This is a genomic window from Pseudomonas sp. D2002, assembly GCF_013385735.1.
Lineage (GTDB): Bacteria > Pseudomonadota > Gammaproteobacteria > Pseudomonadales > Pseudomonadaceae > Aquipseudomonas.
Window position 1 is genome coordinate 682,621 of sequence record NZ_JACAPL010000003.1, and the last position, 18,241, is coordinate 700,861.

At 61.1% G+C, this 18,241-nt stretch carries 17 protein-coding genes; 7 read left to right on the forward strand and 10 right to left on the reverse strand.

Annotated elements, in window-relative coordinates:
• Nucleotides 1–14 precede the first annotated feature (14 nt).
• Genes HX783_RS06485 through HX783_RS06495 form a run of 3 tightly spaced genes read right to left on the reverse strand, consistent with a single transcriptional unit; the run spans nucleotide 15 to nucleotide 2,966 of the window.
• Complete coding sequence (locus tag HX783_RS06485) at nucleotides 15–881, reverse strand: carboxylesterase (protein ID WP_159954478.1); 867 nt, start codon at nucleotides 879–881, stop codon at nucleotides 15–17.
• Nucleotides 878–2,272 carry an aspartate aminotransferase family protein gene (locus tag HX783_RS06490; protein WP_159954477.1) on the reverse strand — a complete coding sequence of 465 codons (1,395 nt, stop codon included), beginning with the start codon at nucleotides 2,270–2,272 and terminating at the stop codon, nucleotides 878–880. The genes HX783_RS06485 and HX783_RS06490 overlap by 4 nt, the downstream gene beginning before the upstream one ends.
• Nucleotides 2,265–2,966 (reverse strand): MtnX-like HAD-IB family phosphatase, encoded by a 702-nt coding sequence (locus HX783_RS06495; protein ID WP_159954476.1) that lies wholly within the window; start codon nucleotides 2,964–2,966, stop codon nucleotides 2,265–2,267. The genes HX783_RS06490 and HX783_RS06495 overlap by 8 nt, the downstream gene beginning before the upstream one ends.
• A gap of 231 nt (nucleotides 2,967–3,197) precedes the next feature.
• On the opposite strand from HX783_RS06495, the gene HX783_RS06500 reads away from it, so the two are divergent.
• Nucleotides 3,198–3,968 (forward strand): MipA/OmpV family protein, encoded by a 771-nt coding sequence (locus HX783_RS06500; RefSeq protein ID WP_177016345.1) that lies wholly within the window; start codon nucleotides 3,198–3,200, stop codon nucleotides 3,966–3,968.
• A gap of 71 nt (nucleotides 3,969–4,039) precedes the next feature.
• On the opposite strand, the gene HX783_RS06505 is transcribed toward HX783_RS06500, so the two are convergent.
• Entirely contained in the window at nucleotides 4,040–4,693 is a 654-nt protein-coding gene (locus tag HX783_RS06505) for a DsbA family oxidoreductase (protein WP_177016346.1), read from the reverse strand.
• Between the two features lie 58 nt (nucleotides 4,694–4,751).
• Nucleotides 4,752–5,771, reverse strand: a complete 1,020-nt coding sequence (locus tag HX783_RS06510; protein ID WP_177016347.1) for an alpha/beta fold hydrolase — start codon at nucleotides 5,769–5,771, stop codon at nucleotides 4,752–4,754.
• A gap of 193 nt (nucleotides 5,772–5,964) precedes the next feature.
• Here HX783_RS06510 and metR point away from each other — a divergent pair, with 193 nt between their 5' ends.
• Nucleotides 5,965–6,882 carry a transcriptional regulator MetR gene (gene metR / locus HX783_RS06515; RefSeq protein WP_122773596.1) on the forward strand — a complete coding sequence of 306 codons (918 nt, stop codon included), beginning with the start codon at nucleotides 5,965–5,967 and terminating at the stop codon, nucleotides 6,880–6,882.
• Nucleotides 6,883–6,995: 113 nt separating this feature from the next.
• On the opposite strand, the gene HX783_RS06520 is transcribed toward metR, so the two are convergent.
• The 5 genes from HX783_RS06520 to HX783_RS06540 form a co-directional block, all read right to left on the reverse strand.
• Complete coding sequence (locus HX783_RS06520) at nucleotides 6,996–7,502, reverse strand: GNAT family N-acetyltransferase (protein WP_177016348.1); 507 nt, start codon at nucleotides 7,500–7,502, stop codon at nucleotides 6,996–6,998.
• Entirely contained in the window at nucleotides 7,496–7,906 is a 411-nt protein-coding gene (locus tag HX783_RS06525; protein WP_177016349.1) for an NUDIX domain-containing protein, read from the reverse strand. Before HX783_RS06525 ends, HX783_RS06520 begins: the two co-directional genes overlap by 7 nt.
• Nucleotides 7,907–8,075: 169 nt before the next feature.
• Nucleotides 8,076–9,416: an HD domain-containing phosphohydrolase gene (locus HX783_RS06530; protein WP_177016350.1), complete on the reverse strand. Its 1,341-nt coding sequence runs from the start codon at nucleotides 9,414–9,416 to the stop codon at nucleotides 8,076–8,078.
• Between the two features lie 200 nt (nucleotides 9,417–9,616).
• Nucleotides 9,617–10,942, reverse strand: a complete 1,326-nt coding sequence (locus HX783_RS06535) for an APC family permease (protein WP_177016351.1) — start codon at nucleotides 10,940–10,942, stop codon at nucleotides 9,617–9,619.
• Nucleotides 10,943–11,138: 196 nt separating this feature from the next.
• Nucleotides 11,139–11,960, reverse strand: a complete 822-nt coding sequence (locus HX783_RS06540) for a carbon-nitrogen hydrolase family protein (RefSeq protein ID WP_177016352.1) — start codon at nucleotides 11,958–11,960, stop codon at nucleotides 11,139–11,141.
• Nucleotides 11,961–12,053: 93 nt separating this feature from the next.
• On the opposite strand from HX783_RS06540, the gene HX783_RS06545 reads away from it, so the two are divergent.
• The 5 genes from HX783_RS06545 to HX783_RS29915 all read left to right on the forward strand — a co-directional run bounded on the left by HX783_RS06545 (nucleotide 12,054) and on the right by HX783_RS29915 (nucleotide 18,234).
• The gene (locus tag HX783_RS06545) at nucleotides 12,054–12,818 is read left to right on the forward strand and encodes a LuxR C-terminal-related transcriptional regulator (protein WP_177016353.1); all 765 of its coding nucleotides are present in this window, start codon (nucleotides 12,054–12,056) and stop codon (nucleotides 12,816–12,818) included.
• Nucleotides 12,819–13,021: 203 nt separating this feature from the next.
• Complete coding sequence (locus HX783_RS06550) at nucleotides 13,022–14,641, forward strand: FMN-binding glutamate synthase family protein (protein WP_177016354.1); 1,620 nt, start codon at nucleotides 13,022–13,024, stop codon at nucleotides 14,639–14,641.
• A 65-nt stretch (nucleotides 14,642–14,706) separates the two neighbouring features.
• Nucleotides 14,707–15,003: a cupin domain-containing protein gene (locus tag HX783_RS06555; protein ID WP_177016355.1), complete on the forward strand. Its 297-nt coding sequence runs from the start codon at nucleotides 14,707–14,709 to the stop codon at nucleotides 15,001–15,003.
• Nucleotides 15,004–15,135: 132 nt separating this feature from the next.
• Nucleotides 15,136–16,275, forward strand: coding sequence for an OpgC family protein (locus tag HX783_RS06560; protein ID WP_177016356.1), 1,140 nt, complete (start codon nucleotides 15,136–15,138; stop codon nucleotides 16,273–16,275).
• Nucleotides 16,276–16,338: 63 nt separating this feature from the next.
• Entirely contained in the window at nucleotides 16,339–18,234 is a 1,896-nt protein-coding gene (locus tag HX783_RS29915) for a dermonecrotic toxin domain-containing protein (protein ID WP_256347113.1), read from the forward strand.
• Nucleotides 18,235–18,241 lie beyond the last annotated feature (7 nt).

The window sequence follows — 18,241 nt, forward strand, 5'->3', positions numbered from 1 at the left end:
TCGCGTCCTTAGGCTTAAGCCCGCTGTCGATAGTCTACGGGTGCCTGGATAGCCTCGGCATGTTGCTCGACAAACTCCGCGCTCAACTCGATCACCCGGCGGTATTGCAGGTCGACGGTGATCATGTGGTAGCAGTTGTCCAGCAGGATCTTGGTCACGGGGCCGCCCAAGTGGCGCTCCACGTAGTCGGCGTTCCAACGGCTGGTGATGTCATCCTCGATGGAGTGCAACACCAACGCCGGCGCCTTGACCTCGGGCATGCGTTTCTTGACCACAGCGTTCATGCGGTGCAACTCGCGCACCGTGATGCCCTCCATGGTCAGCAAACCGGCCTCGCTGCTCTCCCCTTCCTTCATCTGGCGCTCGACGATAGCCCGCAGGCGCTCGTTCTTGATGCCGTAAGGCGGCTTCTCTTCGAAGCGGCAGATGTGCACGCCGAACGGAATCTTCATCAGCAACGGCGTCAGGAACGCCAGCTTGTTAATGCTCCAGCCGTCGTACTTCAAGGTGGTGGAATACATCAGCAGCCCGGCCACTTGCCCCGGGTGTTCGGCGGCGACGTACATGGACATCACCGCGCCCATGGACAAGCCCCCGACAAACACCTGCTCGTGGCGTTGCTTGACCTGTACGAAGGTCTTGCGCACGCCTTCGTACCAGTCCAGCCAGCCGGTGGCCTGCAGGTCGCTGTTGTCACCGCAATGCCCGGCCAGGGTCGGCACATACACGGTGCAGTTACCCGCTTTGGCCAGGCCTTTGGCGACCTGGCGCAATTCCGTCGGGGTGCCGGTCAGGCCGTGGATCAACAGGATCCCGACCGGACCTTCACCGAGAACGAAGCCGGCATCACCTTCACCGAGGTCGATCCCGAAGCTGTTCACCGCTTAGTCGCTCGCACCAGCAGTTGCTCGAGCAGCTTCAGGCCCAGGTCGATTTCCGGGTAGCTGATTTCCAGCGACGGTGCCAGGGTGATCACGTTTTTGTAGTAGCCGCCCACGTCGAGGATCAAGCCGAGTTTCTGGCCATCCACCACCATGTCGCCCTTCATGCCTTCTTCGACCATGTAGTCGAGGGTCGCCTTGTCCGGCGTGAAACCATCCGGGCCGCAGATTTCGCAGCGCAGGGCCAGGCCCAGGCCGTCGACGTCGCCGATGATCGGGAAACGTTTCTGCAGGTCTTGCAGGCCTTCGAGGAAGTATTTGCCCTTGGCCATGACCATCGCGCCGTAGTCGACTTCGCTGGTCATCTTGAACATTTCCAAACCTACCGCCGTGCCCAGTGGGTTGGAGGCGAAGGTGGAGTGGGTCGAACCTGGTGGGAAGATCTTCGGGTTGATCAACTCTTCACGGGCCCAGATACCGCCCAGTGGGTTCAGGCCGTTGGTCAGCGCCTTGCCGAAGACGATTACGTCCGGCTGCACGTCGAAGTGCTCGATCGACCACAGTTTGCCGGTGCGGTAGAAGCCCATCTGGATCTCGTCCGAGACCATCAGGATGCCGTGCTGATCCAGTACATGCTTGAGTTCGCGGTAGAAGTTCATCGGCGGGATCACGTAGCCGCCGGTGCCCTGGATCGGCTCGACGTAGAACGCTGCGTATTCACTCTGGCCGACTTTCGGGTCCCACACGCCGTTGTATTCGGTCTCGAACAGACGGGCGAATTGCTGCACGCAGTGGCTGCCGTACTCTTCCTTGGTCATGCCTTTAGGGCCACGGAAGTGATACGGGAACGGGATGAACTGCGCACGCTCGCCGAAGTGGCCGTAGCGGCGACGGTAGCGGTAGCTCGAAGTAATCGACGAAGCGCCAAGGGTACGGCCGTGGTAGCCGCCTTCGAAGGCGAACATCAGGCTCTTGCCGTTGGTGGCGTTACGCACCACTTTCAACGAGTCTTCGATGGACTGCGAACCGCCGACGTTGAAGTGCACGCGACCGTCGAGGCCGAATTTCTTCTTGGCGTCGACCGCGATCATTTCCGACAGCTCGATCTTGCCTTTGTGCAGGTACTGGCTGGCGATTTGCGGCAGGGTGTCGATCTGCTGTTTCAGCGCGTTGTTCAGGCGCGGGTTGGCGTAGCCGAAGTTAACGGCCGAGTACCACATTTGCAGGTCGAGGTAGGCCTGGTCTTCGGTGTCCCACACGTAGGAGCCTTCGCAACGGCTGAAAATACGCGGTGGCTCGATGTAGTGAACGGTGTCGCCGTAGGAGCAGTATTTGGCTTCTTTATCCAGAAGGATCTGGTCTTCGGGGGTGGCGATACGGATATCAGACATGGTGGAAGAGTTCCTGATTGTCAGCAGCAGTAAAGGTGGTGGCGTTGGCGGCAATGCCTTGCGGCAGCTTGGCCAGCAATGCGGTCACTTCGGCAAACGTGTCGAAGCGCGCGTGGGGGATCTTGTTGGTTTCGCAGTAGTCAGCCAGGCTGCCTTTGGCGAAGACGAAGTCGGCGGTGGAGGCCACGCACATGTCGGACTTGCCGTCGCCGATCACCAGCACGCGCTTGTTGCGCGGGGTGGATTTGCACTTGCAGTTGCCGGAAGCGGCACGGCAGGCGTCGCTGGAATACGGGAAGTCGATGCGCCAGCTGTTCTGGTCGACCTGGCGCAGGCGGTTGGCGAGGATCGGCAGCAAGGTCACGTAGTTGCGCGACAGGATGCGCGCGATGCCTTGTTCAATGCCGTCGCTGACCACTTCGATGGTTGCGCCCAGGCCCATGACGTGGTCGACGAAATCCGGGAAGTCCGGGTCGATCTCAACGCTGTCGAAGTACGCCAGCAGTTCAGCCGGGGTCGCCTTGATCAGCGCCAGCTGGCGGCTCAGGCATTCGCGTGAACCGATATGCCCATCCAGCCATTCCTGTTCGATGGTTTCCCACTCTTCGCCTGCGAAGCGTTGGAGGACGTTGTCGATGACGTCGGTGGGGGTGATGGTCCCGTCGAAGTCGCACACGATATGCCACTGGATCATTGCGTTTACCTTGACCTTGAAGAGTAGCGCTCTGTGCGCTTGTATCAGGGCTATAGCAGGGACTGTGCCAACTGGTTAAAGCCCAGCAGGGCTGGGGCTTTGGTCGATTTGCAGGGTGATTTGTGTCGCAGGAGCTACAATTTTTGTAGCTTGCTACAAACAAGATGAGTGCTTGCGTCAGGGATGCGCTTCGCGCGTGAATGCGCGCAAGTTCAGATAAGGAAACGCTGCATGTTCAAGGTTACTTCTGCTGTATTCGCTGGTTTGCTTGGGCTGTGGAGCTTTTCCAGCTCGGCATGGGCTGACGGCATTAGCGGTGAAGTCGGCGCGGGCGTCAGCTATCAGCCCCACGACCCGACCGGCAGCCGCTACGAAACCCGGCCGATTCCCTATTTCGACCTCGACTGGGGCAATGTCAGCCTGGGTACCGACGACGGCCTGACCTGGAGCGCACTGAACACCCACGGCATTACCGCCGGCCCGTACATCAATTACCTGTCGGGGCGCACGGCGAATGGCTCACTGCGCGGCCTGCGCGATGTGTCGGACATGGCCGAAGTCGGCGGTTTTATCCAATACGCCCCGGCCGAGTTCTGGCGTGTGTACGCGCAAGTCGGCCAGGCCGTGGGCGGCGGGCGTGATCAAAGTGGTGTGCTGGGCAAACTCGGCGGCGAGCTGGGCTACCCGCTCGGCGGCGGCATCATCGGCAGTACCGGGCTGATGGCGCACTTTGCCGACGCCCGCCAGACCCAGACCTTTTTTGGGGTTGATGACAAGGAATCTGCGGCTTCGGGTATTCGCGCCTATAACGCCAGCGCGGGCTTCCAGAACCTGACGTTGACCCAGAGTTTTGAATTCCCGCTGGATACGCATTGGTCGTTGCTGACCAGCGCCAGCTGGACGCACCTGGTGGGTTCGGCGGCCAACAGCACCATTGTTAAGGAAAAGGGTGATGTGAATCAGGGACAGGTGCAGACGGCGATCAGCTACAAGTTTGACTGACGCATCGAGGGCAGGACGCGGAGCGTCCGGGGCGGCATTCCCACGCAGAGCGTGGGAACGATCATCTGCGCTTAGCCTTTTGCTTCGCTGATGATCTGCCGAATCGCCCCCACAAAGGCATCCGCCGGCTGCCCACCGCTGACCGCGTATTGGTCGTTGAAAACGATGGTCGGTACGGACGTCACCCCGCGAGAAATCCACAACTGTTCCTGCTCACGCACCTCGGCGGCGTACTCGTCAGACGCCAGAATCTCAGCCGCACGCTTGATATCCAGGCCCACGCTTTCAGCAATAATCGCCAGGGTCGCATGATCGGAAGGATCCTGCCCATCGGTGAAATACGCCTTGAACAACGCTTCCTTGAGGTTGTACTGCAGCCCTTCCAACCCCGCCCAATGCAGCAAGCGATGCGCATCAAAGGTGTTGTAGATGCGGCTCTGGCCGTCAGTGCGGAAAGCAAAATTCAGCGCCGCGCCCATGTCGCGGATGCGCTCACGGTTAGCCTGGGATTGCTCAGCGGTGGAGCCGTATTTTTCAGTGATGTGTTCGACGATGTTTTGCCCTTCGGCAGGCATGTTCGGGTTCAGCTCGAACGGCTGGAAATGGATCTCGGCCTGCACCTCGGCGCCCAGCTGGTCCAAGGCTTCGGTCAGCCCACGCAGGCCGATAATGCACCAGGGGCAAGACACGTCGCTGACGAAATCGATTTTCAGGGGAGTACTCATGACAGGCAACCTCGCTGGCAGTATTAATGTGCCGTAAAGGTTGCACGATACACCAACTTCACAACACCTTCGAAGGCTCGCCCAAGTCAATCTGCGCCCAATGTGCGGCGTCTTCGCGATGGGCTTTGAGGTACGGCAGCACAGCCGTCAGCAGCGGCGCCTTGAACGCTTCCTGAAAACGATGGGCCATGCCTGGAATCAGCTTCAACTGGCTGCCTTGGATATGCGCCGCCAGATGCACACCATGCATCACCGGCAACAACGGGTCGGCCGTGCCATGCACCACCAGCGTCGGCACGCGCAATTGGTTGAGCAACGGCACGCGACTAGGCTCGGCGAGGATCGCCATGATCTGGCGCTTCACGCCCTCGGGGTTGAAGGCGCGGTCGTAGGACAGCGCCGCCTGGTGCAGCAAGGCTTGGCGGTCATCTTTCACATACGGGCTGCCCAAGGCTGCGAGCAAATCCGCCTGCTGCTCCAGCGCCACTTCACGATTCGGCGCGCTGCGCCGCGACAGCAACTGCACCAACGCTGCGTTGGGCGCCGGCAGGCCTTCGGCGCCGGAGCTGGTCATCACCAGGGTCAGGCTCTCGACCCGTTGCGGCGCCATGGCTGCCAAGTGCTGGGCGATCATGCCGCCCATGCTCGCGCCCAGCACGTGGAATTGCTGGACCTGCAACGCGTCCATCAACCCCAGCGCGTCGTCGGCCATGTCGGTCAGCGTATAGGGCGCCGCCACCGGCAGGCCGAGCTTGTAGCGCAGCACTTCAAAAGTCAGGTTGGCGCTGGCCGGCGCCTGGCGCCAGGTGGACAGGCCGACGTCACGGTTGTCGTAACGAATCACCCGAAAACCCTGTTCGCACAACGCCACCACCACTTCATCCGGCCAGTGGATCAACTGCCCGCCCAGGCCCATCACCAGCAGCAACGCCGGGTCGGACGCACGGCCGATGCTCTGGTAGGCGATGCTTACCTGAGCCAGGTCGACCGTTTGTGTCGGGACATTGACATCACATCGAGAAGCCGCAAAAGACGGCTGGCCGAACAATAGAGCGGCCAGTAAAAACAACACGCGCATGAAAAACACCGAAACGCAGAACCCCAGTAGAGCGCGAGTCTGATGAAGTTTGTTCAAGCGCGCTGCCACAGTTGCGTGACAGTTTGATGAAGAGTGCCCAGCGGTCACAATCGACGCGTTATCGACAGGCCTCACAACATGAGACAAACTCACGCTATTCAGTTTCTTCACAAATTGTCTTCATGGAGAGCCCGTGCTCGAAATCCGTCACCTCAAAACCCTGCACGCCCTGCGCGAAGCCGACAGCCTGGTCGATGCCGCCGAGCGCCTGCACCTGACGCAGTCGGCGCTGTCCCACCAGTTCAAGGAACTGGAAGAGCGCCTGGGCATGCCGCTGTTCGTGCGCAAGACCAAACCGCTGCGTTTCACCAGCGCCGGTTTGCGCCTGCTGCAATTGGCCGACGCCACCCTGCCGCTGCTGCGCGGCGCCGAGCGTGATATCGCGCGTTTGGCCGGTGGCACCGCCGGACGTTTGCACATGGCGATCGAATGCCACAGCTGCTTCCAGTGGCTGATGCCGACCATCGACCAGTTCCGCGATGCGTGGCCGGAAGTCGAGCTGGACCTGGCCTCAGGGTTTGCCTTCGCCCCATTGCCGGCGCTGGCGCGCGGCGATTTGGACCTGGTGGTAACTTCCGACCCGCTGGAACTGCCGGGCATCACCTATGTGCCGCTGTTCACTTACGAAGCCATGCTGGCCGTGGCCAACCAGCACGCGCTGGCGAACAAGTCGTACATCGTGCCCGAAGACCTGCTGACGGAAACCCTGATTACCTACCCGGTGGAGCGCGACCGCCTGGATATCTTCACGCGTTTCCTGGAACCTGCCGATGTGGAACCCGCCCAGGTGCGCACTTCGGAACTCACGGTGATGATGATGCAACTGGTGGCCAGCGGCCGTGGCGTGTGTGGCATGCCGCATTGGGCGCTGCATGAATACAGCTCGCGCGGTTACGTGAAGGCCAAGCGCTTGGGCGAGAAAGGCCTGTTTGCGACGTTGTATGCGGGGATTCGTGCGGACATGCTGGATGCGCCGTACATGCGCGACTTTTTGCTGACGGCCAAGGACACGTCGTTTTCTACGTTGGACGGGGTCAGCGTCGTGCGTTAAGCGCCGCAGGCTAAAATGTGGGAGCGGGCTTGCTCGCGAAAGCGGTGGTTCAGTCAGCACATGTATTGACTGACACAACGTCTTCGCGAGCAAGCCCGCTCCCACATTGTCCATCACCTGTCGCTCAATTCACGCCACATGTGGATCTTGTCGAAATAATCCTCGCCCACCCGCACCGCCAGTGGCTCCAGGCCGTACTGGATGAAGCCGCAACGCTGGTACAACGCAAAGGCGGCGTCGTTGCCGGCGGTGACGGTCAACTGGATCACTTGAAGGCGCGGATGCTTGCGCGCTTCGGCGAGTGCCGCCTCCACCAACTGGCGGCCCAGGCCGTTGCGCTGGTAAGCCTCGTTAACGTACATGCCGAACAAGGTCACCTTGTGCCGCGCCTTCTCACGCGGTTCGAAGGCCAGGCCGACAATGCCCGCCAATACGTCACCTTCGAAAGCGCCGAGCAGGCTATCCAGCGGGTTGTCCAGGCGCTTTTGCCACCAGCTCAACGGCATCAGCGCGCGCTCGGCCACGCTGGAGGTGAACGCTTGGGGATAGGCGCCGTAGGCTTCAAGCATTAACGCTCGATAGCCTTCGGCGTCGCCGGCGCCTAGCGTGCGAATCAGCATACAGCGAGCGATGCGCGATAAAACGGCAGGATCACATCGCGCGTCAACGGCGCCAAGTGCAAGCCGCCATCGCCGGCCGGGTCGATCCAACGCACTTCTTCGATTTCAGCGGCCGGGCTGACCGCCACGTCGATATTCACCTGGAACAGTTCGGCTTCCACGGTAAAGCCCGGCTCGTTCGCGGCAGGCGCCGAAAAGTGCCCTAAGTACACCGCTTCGCGCGGCTCGATGCGCAGGTTCAGTTCCTCAAACAGCTCACGGGCCAGAGCCTCGGCGGGTTGCTCGCCCGCGTCGATCTTGCCGCCCGGCTGCATGAAGGCCTGGGTGCCGCGCTTGCGCACCAATAGGGTTTGGCCGTCGCTGCCGATCAGGAGGGCGGCGGCAATGCGCAGGGTGGATGGCATGGGAGGTCTTCCTTGGCTGCAAAGGCCGCAAGGATCACATGACCCACAGGCATGCTGCAATCCAATGTGGGAGCGGGCTTGCTCGCGAAAGCGGTCTATCAGCCAGTACCTGAGTTGACTGACACACCGCTATCGCAGGCAAGCCAGCTCCCACCTTAATAAGCGCTGCTCAACCAAAGATGACTGCGTCTTGCTTGATGAACACGCTGTACCGCGCGCCCTCCATGGTTTCGAACGCAATCAACTTATCCACCAATGGCAGGTTCAAGACCTTGCCCGCATTGAGCAGCAACATGCCGTTGTCGGCATTGAGGTTGCGCGCCAACACCATGCCTTCCTCCAGTTCGCGGGTGCCGAGCACTTTGACGTTCGGGTCGCCCAGCGTCACGTCATTAAGGTAGGTGGCACACACCAGCACAAAGTCTTCGACCATCACCGGGTCATACAGCCTTCCGGCGTATTTGCGGATGTACAGCAGCGCTTCGTCGCTGTTCATCTGCCGCTCCAGGATCAGGCCTTTTTGCAGCTCGATAAAGTCCACGGCGAGTTTCAGCAAGCGTGAACCGGCAGGAATCGCCTCGCCCTTGAGGTGGTCGGGAAAACCGCTGCCGTCCCAGCGTTCCTGGTGATGGCGGATCAGGCGCGCGGCGTCTTTCATCGGCTCCAGGGTCATCAGCAACGATTCACTTTGGGTGGCATAGGCGCGATAGCGTTCACGGTCGCTGCTGTGCAACAGGTCCGAGGGCGAGGCCATCATGCTGTCGCTCCAGCTCAGCTTGCCGATGTTATAGAGCGCGGCCGCCATGGTCAGGTCGCGATTGCTCGCCTCGTCTACGCCGTGGGCCACGCACCAGGTGCGCACCAGCTCGATGATCTGCCGGTTGGTCTGCTTGGCGCGCGGCAGGCGCAGGTTGGCCAGCAACGAAAACACTTCAGTCCCGGTGGCGTAGCTGTGCTTGAGCTCTTCGTAGGCCAGGTCAAGCATGTCGGCGGTTTGCTGCAGTTCGCTGGTGCGCGAGGCCACGCGTTTTTCCAGGGTGGCGTTGAGTTGCTTGAGCTCATCGTTCTGCTGCTGGATCAGTTGTTCCAGACGCCCACGTTCACGCTCCGAGTGTTGATGCGCCAGGGACTGGCGCAGGGCCAGGAGCAATTCTTCGTCGTTCCAGGGTTTGCTCAGGTAGCGGTAGATCTGGCCCTCGTTGATCGCTTTGATGATCAACGTCAGGTCGGTCTCGCCGGTCAGCAGGATGCGCACCGTGTGCGGGTAGTGCTGATGGATATGCGCCAGCAAGGACGCGCCGTCCATGTCCGGCAGGCGCGCGGCGCTCATCACCAGGTCGATGGGTCGCTTGGCGAGAATGGCCAGAGCATCAGCAGCACAGGTAGCGCTGTGCAGTTCGAAGGGTTCCAGGCTCAGCAATTGCGTGAGGCTGTGCAATACATCCGGGTGGGCATCGATCAACAGCACCACTGGACGGTCGGCATCGGTGAAGGTAACTGACTCTCCCATGGGACACCTCGGATCGTCGATGTGCGTTCCTTACGGTCTGGGGCAATGCCTCCTGGCGATTACTGAGTAGTTTAGTTGGTTTTCAGAAGAAATAATGGCACTGCGATATCAACGCAAAAAAAAGCCGCTCCAGAAACGGGAGCGGCCTTTGAGGTGAAACATGAAACCCTCACGCCTCGGCGTTTTTCGGGCTGGGGCTTCTATGCGGCTTCCTGGAAGTCCATTTCCGGCGGCTGTTGCGAGAAGCCGCGCGTGAGGAACCCCAGGTAAACCAGGCCGATCGCCAACCACACCACACCCAGGTAAATCGCCAGGTGATCGAGGCTGACCATCAGCCACACATCCGCCAGCAGGCCAATGGTCGGGAACAGCAGGAACAGGATCAACTCCCGTACACCGCGTTGTTTCGCGCCAATCCAGTAGTGAAAGATCACCGACAGGTTGACCAGGCTGAACGCCAGGAAGGCGCCGAAGTTGATGAACGAGGTGGAGGTGGTCACGTCCAGTTTCAACGCCAGCAGCGCCACAACTGCACACAACAGGATGCTGTTGACCGGCGTGCCGAAGCGCGCATGCAAGGTGCCAAAGAACGACTTGGGCAACACGCCGTCACGGCCCATCGCGAACAACAGGCGCGAACCACTGGCCTGGGCCGACAGCCCCGAGGCGAACTGGCCGACGATCAGGCCGATCAGGAAGATCGACACAAACAGGTCACCGCCGATATTGCGCGCAATTTCATAGGCCGCCGAATCCACATCGGCAAACTCGAAGGACGGGTGGGCGATCTGCACAAAATACGACACGCCGACGAAGATCAGCCCGCCGATCAAGGTAATCAGCATGATCGCCCGAGGAATGGTGCGGCGTGGGTCGCGGGTTTCTTCAGTCAGCGTGCTGACCGCGTCAAAGCCCAGGAACGAATAGCAGGCAATCGCCGCCCCGCTCATGATCAGCGGCATTTGCATCTGGCCGTTGAAGAATGGCGTGATCGTCCACAGCGGTTTGCTCGCATCGCCGCCGATGTAATGGATGCACAGCGCGACAAACGCGATCAGCACCAGAAACTGCACCAGCATCAGCAGCGCGTTAATACCGTTGGCCAGTTTCAGGCCGATGATATTGATCGCCGTGGTAATCCCGATAAACGCCAACACCCAGACCCACTGTGGCACCGCCGGGAATGCCGAGTGCAGGTACGCAGCACCGATCAGCCAGATGGCCATGGGCAGGAACAGGTAATCGAGCAACACCGCCCAGCCGGCGATAAAGCCCAGCTTGGGGCTGATGGCCTTGCGCACGTAGCTGTAGGCAGACCCGGCCACCGGGAAGGCCGACGCCATGCGCCCGTAACTCATGGCGGTGAAGAACATCGCCACCAGGGCGGCCAGGTAAGCGGCCGGGACCATGCCGGCGGTGGATTGCGCGAGGATGCCGAAGGTGCCGAGCACAATGATCGGCGTCATATAGGCGATGCCAAACAGCACCACCGACCCTAACGACAGGGTGCGTTGCAAACGAGCCATGAGCGATTCTCCGCTGATTTATTAGATTTATGGCAGAACTGAAGTCGGTGAAGCGGATGTCATTTTTCTTATTCGATCGTTCCCACGCTCCGCGTGGGTATGCAGCTCGGGACGCTCCGCGTCCGCGTTTAACACCGTGACGCGGAGCGTCACAGGAGGCATTCCCACGCAGAGCGTGGGAACGATCATCAATGCGTTACATTTGGGGGATGAGCAGTTCGCGTGTCCCATCCATGCGCTCAATCACCTCACCCGGCAATTTCAAGCGCTGGTCGTCCAGGTAGCGGTAGTCCTTGCGAGCCGCCACCAATTGGTCGAGATCCAGCTCGACGGTAAATTGCCCCTCTTCGCGCCCGGCCTCGAACAGCAGCGTGCCAATCGGGTCGACCAAGGCGCTGCCACCGGCAAACAACAGCCCGCCATCGCCCTCTTCCACGCGGTTGACCATCAGCGCAAATGCCTGGTTTTCCTGGGCGCGGGCCATGATCGCGGTGCGGTGCGTGGGGCCGTACGGGTCCATGTTGCCGTTGGTGACGATCAGCAGTTCGGCGCCCAGCTGCGCGTTGGCGCGGGCGGTTTCCGGGAACTCGATGTCGTAGCAGATCAACAGGCCGACGCGCACGCCGTTCCACAGGCACGTGGCGTAGCGATCACCCGGCGTGAACACGCCGCGGTCCGAGGCCCACAAGTGGGTCTTGCGATAACGCAGGGCGATGCCCTCGGGGGTGATCAGCAACGTGGTGTTATAGAATTGACCAGCGTCGTGCTCGGCCATGCCGATCACCACGGCGATGTGGCGCGCGCGGGCGGCGTCGATAACGGCCTGTACCGTGGGGCCATCCACCGGCTCGGCGATGGCAGCAACGGTCTCGGCCGACGGGAAGCCCATCAAGTGGGTCTCAGGAAAAACGATCAGTTGTGTGTCGGCGGCGCACGCAGCAATTGCCGCCAAGGCGCGCTCAAGGTTGTAAGCTGTGTCGTTATCACGGCCTGCCAACTGGGCAAATTCGACCTTCATGAGTATTCCTTGTTCTTTATCTGTGCCGCAGTATGCGCAGCCACAACCTGCCAGGGAATTACGCGGCGGGGGTAACTCGATAGGGGTAGATCAATGACCATGTCGCTGGATGACATCGCCTGGCACCGCTCGGTGGGGCAAATGATAGACGCCCTCGACCAGGCCAATTTCTGGACCCAGCTTGTGCGCTTGCTGGCCCCCTACGTGCCGTTCGACAGTTGGGTGGCGTTGCTGTTCAGCAGTGAGCACCGGCCCCTGGTATTCGCCGAATGCCCAGGTGCCGACGGCACGCCGGACCAGTTGTTCCAGGATTACCTCAACGGCCTGTACCTGCTCGACCCCTTCTATATCGCCAGCCGCGAGCACTCGCGCACCGGCCTGTTTCGCCTGGCCGAAGTGGCGCCGGAGCACTTTGAACTCACCGAGTACTACCAGCGCTACTTCCGCCTGAACGTGGTGGCTGATGAAATCCAATTTAATTGCCAATTGGCGGATGGGCGTACCCTGTGCCTGTCTCTGGGCTCGAAACAGCGTTTTGACCCGCAGCAGATCGCCCTGCTGTCGCTGATCCAACCCTGGGTGCTGAGCCTGCTGCGCCAGCGCCTGCCCTATGAACTCAAGCAGGTCAGCGCGCCACAGCCGCCGATCCAGAATGATGACTGGGGCGCGCAACTCACCGCCCGTGAGCTGGATGTGGGCCGCTTGATGCTCAGCGGTTGCTCCAGCAAGGAAATCGCTCGTAAGCTGGAAATCTCTGTTGAAACCGTGAAAGTCCATAAGAAACACATGTACAGCAAGCTAGGGATCAAATCCCAGTCGGAGCTGTTCTCGATCTTTCTTCAGGCGCAAAACGCCTGATCGAGCCTTGTAGGCGCCGGTTTATGTGGCGAGGGAGCTTGCTCCCGCTGGAGTGCGAAGCGCTCCCAAACCAGTCGCAACCCTGCATCTGATGCATCGCGATCGTCTGGTTTGGGGCTGCTGCGCAACCCAGCGGGAGCAAGCTCCCTCGCCACAACAAGCCGGCTGCTACCGGTCCTGATGAGTGAACCAAGGAAAAACGTATGAGCCTGTCCCTGCTAAGCCGTTACGCCTTCTTTGCCGTGTGCGTCATTTTCACCCTCGCAAGCCTCCCGTTTATTGAACATGAATGGCTGTGGCCGATTACCGTGGTCACCGGCATTCTCAGCCTGATTGGCATTTTCGATTTGCTGCAAAGCCCCCACGCGGTGCGCCGCAACTACCCGATCCTGGGCAATATTCGTTACCTGGTGGAAGCCATCCGCCCGGAAATCCGCCAATACCTGCTGGAGTCCGACAGCGATGCGCTGCCCTTCTCGCGCTCGCAGCGTTCGCTGGTGTATTCGCGCGCCAAGAACGAAACCGCCGACAAACCCTTCGGCACCTTGATCGATGTGTACCAGTCTGGCTTCGAATTTATCGGTCACTCCATGCGCCCCGCGCCGTTGAGTGACCCGAGCGCCTTCCGTGTGATGGTCGGCGGCCCGCAGTGCACGCAACCGTACTCGGCGTCGGTGTTCAACATCTCGGCGATGAGCTTCGGCTCACTGAGCGCCAATGCGATTCGCGCACTTAATCAAGGCGCCAAGCTCGGCAACTTTGCCCATGACACCGGCGAAGGCAGCATCAGCCCTTACCACCGTGAAAACGGCGGCGACCTGACCTGGGAACTCGGCAGCGGCTACTTCGGCTGCCGCACCAGCGACGGCCGTTTCGACCCGGAGCGCTTCGCCGCACAGGCGCAAAACCCGCAAGTGCGCATGATCGAAATCAAGATGAGCCAGGGCGCCAAGCCAGGCCATGGCGGGATCCTGCCCAAGCACAAGGTCACAAAAGAGATCGCCGAAACCCGCGGCATCCTGATGGGCGAAGACTGCATCTCGCCGTCGCGTCACAGCGCGTTTTCCACGCCGATTGAAATGATGCAGTTCATCGCCCAACTGCGTGAGCTGTCCGGCGGCAAACCGGTGGGCTTCAAGTTCTGCCTGGGCCACCCGTGGGAGTTCATGGGCATCGCCAAGGCCATGCTCGAAACCGGCATCCTCCCGGACTTTATCGTGGTCGATGGCAAGGAAGGCGGCACCGGCGCCGCGCCGGTGGAGTTCACCGACCACATCGGCGTGCCGCTGCGTGAAGGCTTGCTGTTTGTGCACAACACCCTGGTCGGCCTGAACCTGCGCGACAAGATCAAGCTGGGCGCCAGCGGCAAGATCGTCAGCGCGTTCGATATCGCCAGCGTGCTGGCCATCGGCGCCGACTGGGCCAACTCGGCGCGCGGCTTCATGTTCGCCATCGGCTGCATCCAGTCGCAAAGCTGCCACACCAACAAATGCCCGACCGGCGTCGCCACCCAAGACCCACTGCGCCAACGCGCGCTGGTCGTGCCGGACAAAGCCCAGCGCGTGTTCAACTTCCACCGCAACACCCTCAAGGCCCTGGCGGAAATGCTCGCGGCGGCCGGCCTGGATCACCCTTCGCAACTGTCGGCCAAGCACTTGGTACGACGCATGTCGGCGACTGAAATCAAGCTGTTCTCGCAATTGCATGTGTTCCTCAAGCCCGGTGAATTGCTCACGGGTGAAGTGAACGGCGAGTTCTATTCGCGCATGTGGCAAATGGCGCGGGCGGACAGTTTTGAGCCGCATGAAGTGGTCGCTGCGTAATCATTTGGAAATTATTGACTGCTGAACCGGACCACCGACGGCATCGTTGAAACAAGGAGATTCACATGCCGTTACTCGACTTCGCCGCCATCGCCGGGCAACTGCCCGATAGCTGGAAATCCACCCGCCTGGGCCAGGTCGGCCCGGCGCGGATCAAGGTGTTGCGCATGGATGAGCAGGCGTACGAAGAAGAAACCCACGACTACAACGAAGGGCTGCTGGTCGTCAGCGGCCTGCTGCGCCTGAGCATCGGCAATGAGGAAATCCGCGTGGAAGCCGGCCAGATGTACCTGATGGAGGCCGGTATCGCCCATGCCGTACTCGCCGGCAGCCATGGCATATTGGTGATCATTGATGTCTAGAGACATTCAGTAATACCCAGCCTTTGCAATTGCTTACAAATACCGCCAACCTGCGCCCGCCCGACGTGTGGCGTACGACAACGCGCGCATTCACCTGTCATTAATAAACCTTTTGTTCAAGAGCCCGCTGCCATGCTGAACGGACGCGACCCGCGCATCGATTTTTTTCGGGGCCTGGCGTTGATCTTCATTTTCTGGGATCACGTCCCCCACAATCCTCTCGGCCTGATCACCCTGCGCAACTTCGGTTTCAGCGACGCGGCGGAAGTCTTCGTGTTCCTCGCCGGGTTCGCCTCGGTGCTGGCCTACAGCAAAGTCCTGCAGCGCGAAGGCTATTGGCTGGCCTGCCTGAAAATCCTGCGCCGCACCTGGGTGTTGTACGTGGTGCATATCTTCCTGCTGGCGATGTTGATGGGCATCGTATTCTTCGCCAACAGCCATGTGGAAACCCGCGATCTGGTCGAAGAGATGGGCCTGACGCACTTCGTCACGCACCCGCAACAGGCGCTGACCGATGAACTGCTGTTGCGCTTCAAGCCCAACCTGATGGACCCGTTGCCGCTGTACATCGTCTTGCTCGCCGGCTTGTCGGTGGTGCTGCCGCTGATGGTGCGCGCCACCTGGGCGGTGGTCGGCGTCTCGCTGGCGGTGTACCTGATGGCGCCGTGGATGGGCTGGAACCTGCGGGCCATCGCCGATGGCGTGTGGTATTTCAACCCGGTCACCTGGCAGTTGCTGTTTGTGCTGGGGGGCGCGGCGGCGATTTACAGCCAACGACCCAAGGTGCCCCAGACGCGCCCCTTGCAACGGCAACCGCTGTTCGTCGCCGCGGCGCTGTATGTGGTGGTCGCCGGGGTGATCACGCTGTCCTGGCTCTGGCCGCACATCCATGACGCAGTGATGCCGCAGACGCTCAGCAACTGGCTGTACCCCATCAGCAAAACCGACCTGTCACCGGTGCGTCTCGTGCATTTCCTGGCCCTGGCCTACGTGACCGCCAAGCTGCTGCCCGGCCGCGAGTGGACGCAAAACCGCCTGGCCGAACGGGTTTGCCAGATGGGCCGGTATTCCCTGGAAGTGTTCTGCCTGGGCGTGGTGCTGGCGCCCCTGGCGGACATGCTCAACGCCCTGGCGGGTGACGCCGTGGCCGTGCAATTGCTGACGGCCCTGGCCGGTGTGGTGTTGATGTCTGCCCTTGCCGCCTGGATGGAGTTCAACAAACGCCTCAACCAGGCGCCGCGCGCGCCTGGCGCAGCAGCACTACATAGCTAGCGCCAGCCTGCCCCGGCCGGGTGTTTCCATTGGCCTTCCACTTGACTGTGAAAGGAAACGCCCATGGCTACCCATCTACTGCTCGACGGACTGTCGGGCAACCTGCAGTCCAACGAATCCTGGACCCGCCAACAGGCCCTGGAGTTTATTCGCCACACCCTCACGCGCAACTTCACCGGCCTGACGCCTGGCCAGCAGCACACCTATGTGCGGCTGCAACGCGAAGCGCTGCTGGCACTGAACGCGGTGGAAACGGCAAACACCGCACTGATCAACACCTTCAAAACCCAGGGCCTGGCGCAATTGCGCAGCAAACTCGGTGGCCTGGACCCCGAGGCGATATTCCTGCATACCCGCTACCTGGAGGAAGTGAGTGTGCCACTGCCCTGGGAACCGCGCACCAGCATCGCCAAGCCCGTTTCAGGCTCACGCTTTCGCCGCACCTATGATGAATGGAAATACCGCCCCCACCTGTCCACGCTGTCACTCTGGGACGCCGCCTGCCTGAACTTCGATTTTGCCACGCAGACGAAGCAAAGGTCCGGGCACAGTTTTGTCGATTCGACCTACCTCTCCGGGGTGCAGAGCGACCAACTGGACGTGCCGCGCTTTGTCGCCATCAGCCGCGAGCTGGACTTGGGCGGCCAGTTGCAAACCCTTCTGAAAGCGGCGCTTGCCCCAGGCGGTAATCTCCAGGCCCTGATCGAAACCAGCGCGCATGCCTGCCTGCGGTTCGAAGCGTTGGAGGCCTACCGTAACCACGCCAGCACCGGCATCACCCTGGCCCTCTACGAAGAACTGGTGCACGCCATCGACGGCAGCGGCCCGGCCCTGGCCTTCGACACCGTGAGCATGGATGCCTCGCCCTACGACATCGCCACGCCGTTGCCGCTGCTGCTGATCCAGGTGGCCAGCCTGGGCGTCGTGTCCTACTTTCCGTTTCGCCCTGGCGGCGCACTGCGCTTTCATGCGGATGCCAGGGCTGCCAACGCTCAGTTCCTCGACGATTTGAAGAGCAGCCATCGCAGCGGTGACCTGGGCTGGTTTTCCCGGCAACTGCCGATGACGCAAATGCGCGCGTTCAAGCAACTGCCGAGCGAAGCACCGCGCCCCGTCGGCCTCAGCGATGCGGCGGAGTTCCTCTATGACACCTTCCATCACTGGTTCCCGGAACGCAGCCTGGGCCATCTGCGCTTTAGCATCGACCCGAAAACCGGCCCGGTAAAAAGCCTGGCCAACGCCTTTGCCTTGCGCCAGGTGCAGCGTTACCACGCCAACCTGTCGACCCTGGCGACCACCCGCTCCGAACGTGACCTGCAAGCCGTGATCGACGGCGCCGCCGCGGTCGCCGACGAAATCCTGCAGCTGTTGCTCACGCCCGTACCCGGCGGCGTCACCGGGTTGAACCGGATCATGCAAGTGGTGGTGTTCGGCAGCCTCACCTACAGCGTGGTGGTCGGCATCACTGAAGCCGCCCAGGGTGACGCGAGCAACTTTGCCGCGGCCATAACCGACGTTGCCGACCTGGCGGTCAACAGCCTGTTGATCTCCACGGCCGGCCGCGTCCATCGCCAGCGTATCAACGGGTTAATGCAGAGCCTGGGCAACCCACGCAAAGTGCAGCGTGCCGACGGCGAATTCGAGCTGTGGAAACCCGATATCAGTGCCTATGCCACGCTGGACCAGAACCTGCTCAACGGCCAGGTCGCCAACCCTCAAGGCGTGTATCAGGTCAAGGGCAATCAATACGTCTGGCTGGTCCATGCCCAGCAACGTGTGGTGGTGGAGGTGCACCTTGATCCGCAGACCAAGCGCATGGCCCTCAAGCAACACAACAGCGGTGCCTACGCGCCGCCGATTATCTTCGACCCGGCGCAGCAAGCCTGGACGCTGGACCTGCAAAATGCTCACACCCTGTCGGACGTAGAGTTGACCGAACGCATGCTGCCCGAAGGCTAAAGCCCGG

Excerpts from the sequence above, each read along its gene's own strand:
- HX783_RS06525 (WP_177016349.1), bottom strand. The coding sequence starts at position 7,906 with ATGCCATCCACCCTGCGCATTGCCGCCGCCCTCCTGATCGGCAGCGAC.
- HX783_RS06550 (WP_177016354.1), top strand. The coding sequence starts at position 13,022 with ATGAGCCTGTCCCTGCTAAGCCGTTACGCCTTCTTTGCCGTGTGCGTC.
- HX783_RS06520 (WP_177016348.1), bottom strand. The coding sequence starts at position 7,502 with ATGCTGATTCGCACGCTAGGCGCCGGCGACGCCGAAGGCTATCGAGCG.
- HX783_RS06535 (WP_177016351.1), bottom strand. The coding sequence starts at position 10,942 with ATGGCTCGTTTGCAACGCACCCTGTCGTTAGGGTCGGTGGTGCTGTTT.
- HX783_RS06545 (WP_177016353.1), top strand. The coding sequence starts at position 12,054 with ATGACCATGTCGCTGGATGACATCGCCTGGCACCGCTCGGTGGGGCAA.
- HX783_RS06505 (WP_177016346.1), bottom strand. The coding sequence starts at position 4,693 with ATGAGTACTCCCCTGAAAATCGATTTCGTCAGCGACGTGTCTTGCCCC.
- HX783_RS06500 (WP_177016345.1), top strand. The coding sequence starts at position 3,198 with ATGTTCAAGGTTACTTCTGCTGTATTCGCTGGTTTGCTTGGGCTGTGG.
- HX783_RS06490 (WP_159954477.1), bottom strand. The coding sequence starts at position 2,272 with ATGTCTGATATCCGTATCGCCACCCCCGAAGACCAGATCCTTCTGGAT.
- HX783_RS29915 (WP_256347113.1), top strand. The coding sequence starts at position 16,339 with ATGGCTACCCATCTACTGCTCGACGGACTGTCGGGCAACCTGCAGTCC.
- HX783_RS06495 (WP_159954476.1), bottom strand. The coding sequence starts at position 2,966 with ATGATCCAGTGGCATATCGTGTGCGACTTCGACGGGACCATCACCCCC.
- HX783_RS06530 (WP_177016350.1), bottom strand. The coding sequence starts at position 9,416 with ATGGGAGAGTCAGTTACCTTCACCGATGCCGACCGTCCAGTGGTGCTG.
- HX783_RS06555 (WP_177016355.1), top strand. The coding sequence starts at position 14,707 with ATGCCGTTACTCGACTTCGCCGCCATCGCCGGGCAACTGCCCGATAGC.
- HX783_RS06540 (WP_177016352.1), bottom strand. The coding sequence starts at position 11,960 with ATGAAGGTCGAATTTGCCCAGTTGGCAGGCCGTGATAACGACACAGCT.
- HX783_RS06560 (WP_177016356.1), top strand. The coding sequence starts at position 15,136 with ATGCTGAACGGACGCGACCCGCGCATCGATTTTTTTCGGGGCCTGGCG.
- HX783_RS06510 (WP_177016347.1), bottom strand. The coding sequence starts at position 5,771 with ATGCGCGTGTTGTTTTTACTGGCCGCTCTATTGTTCGGCCAGCCGTCT.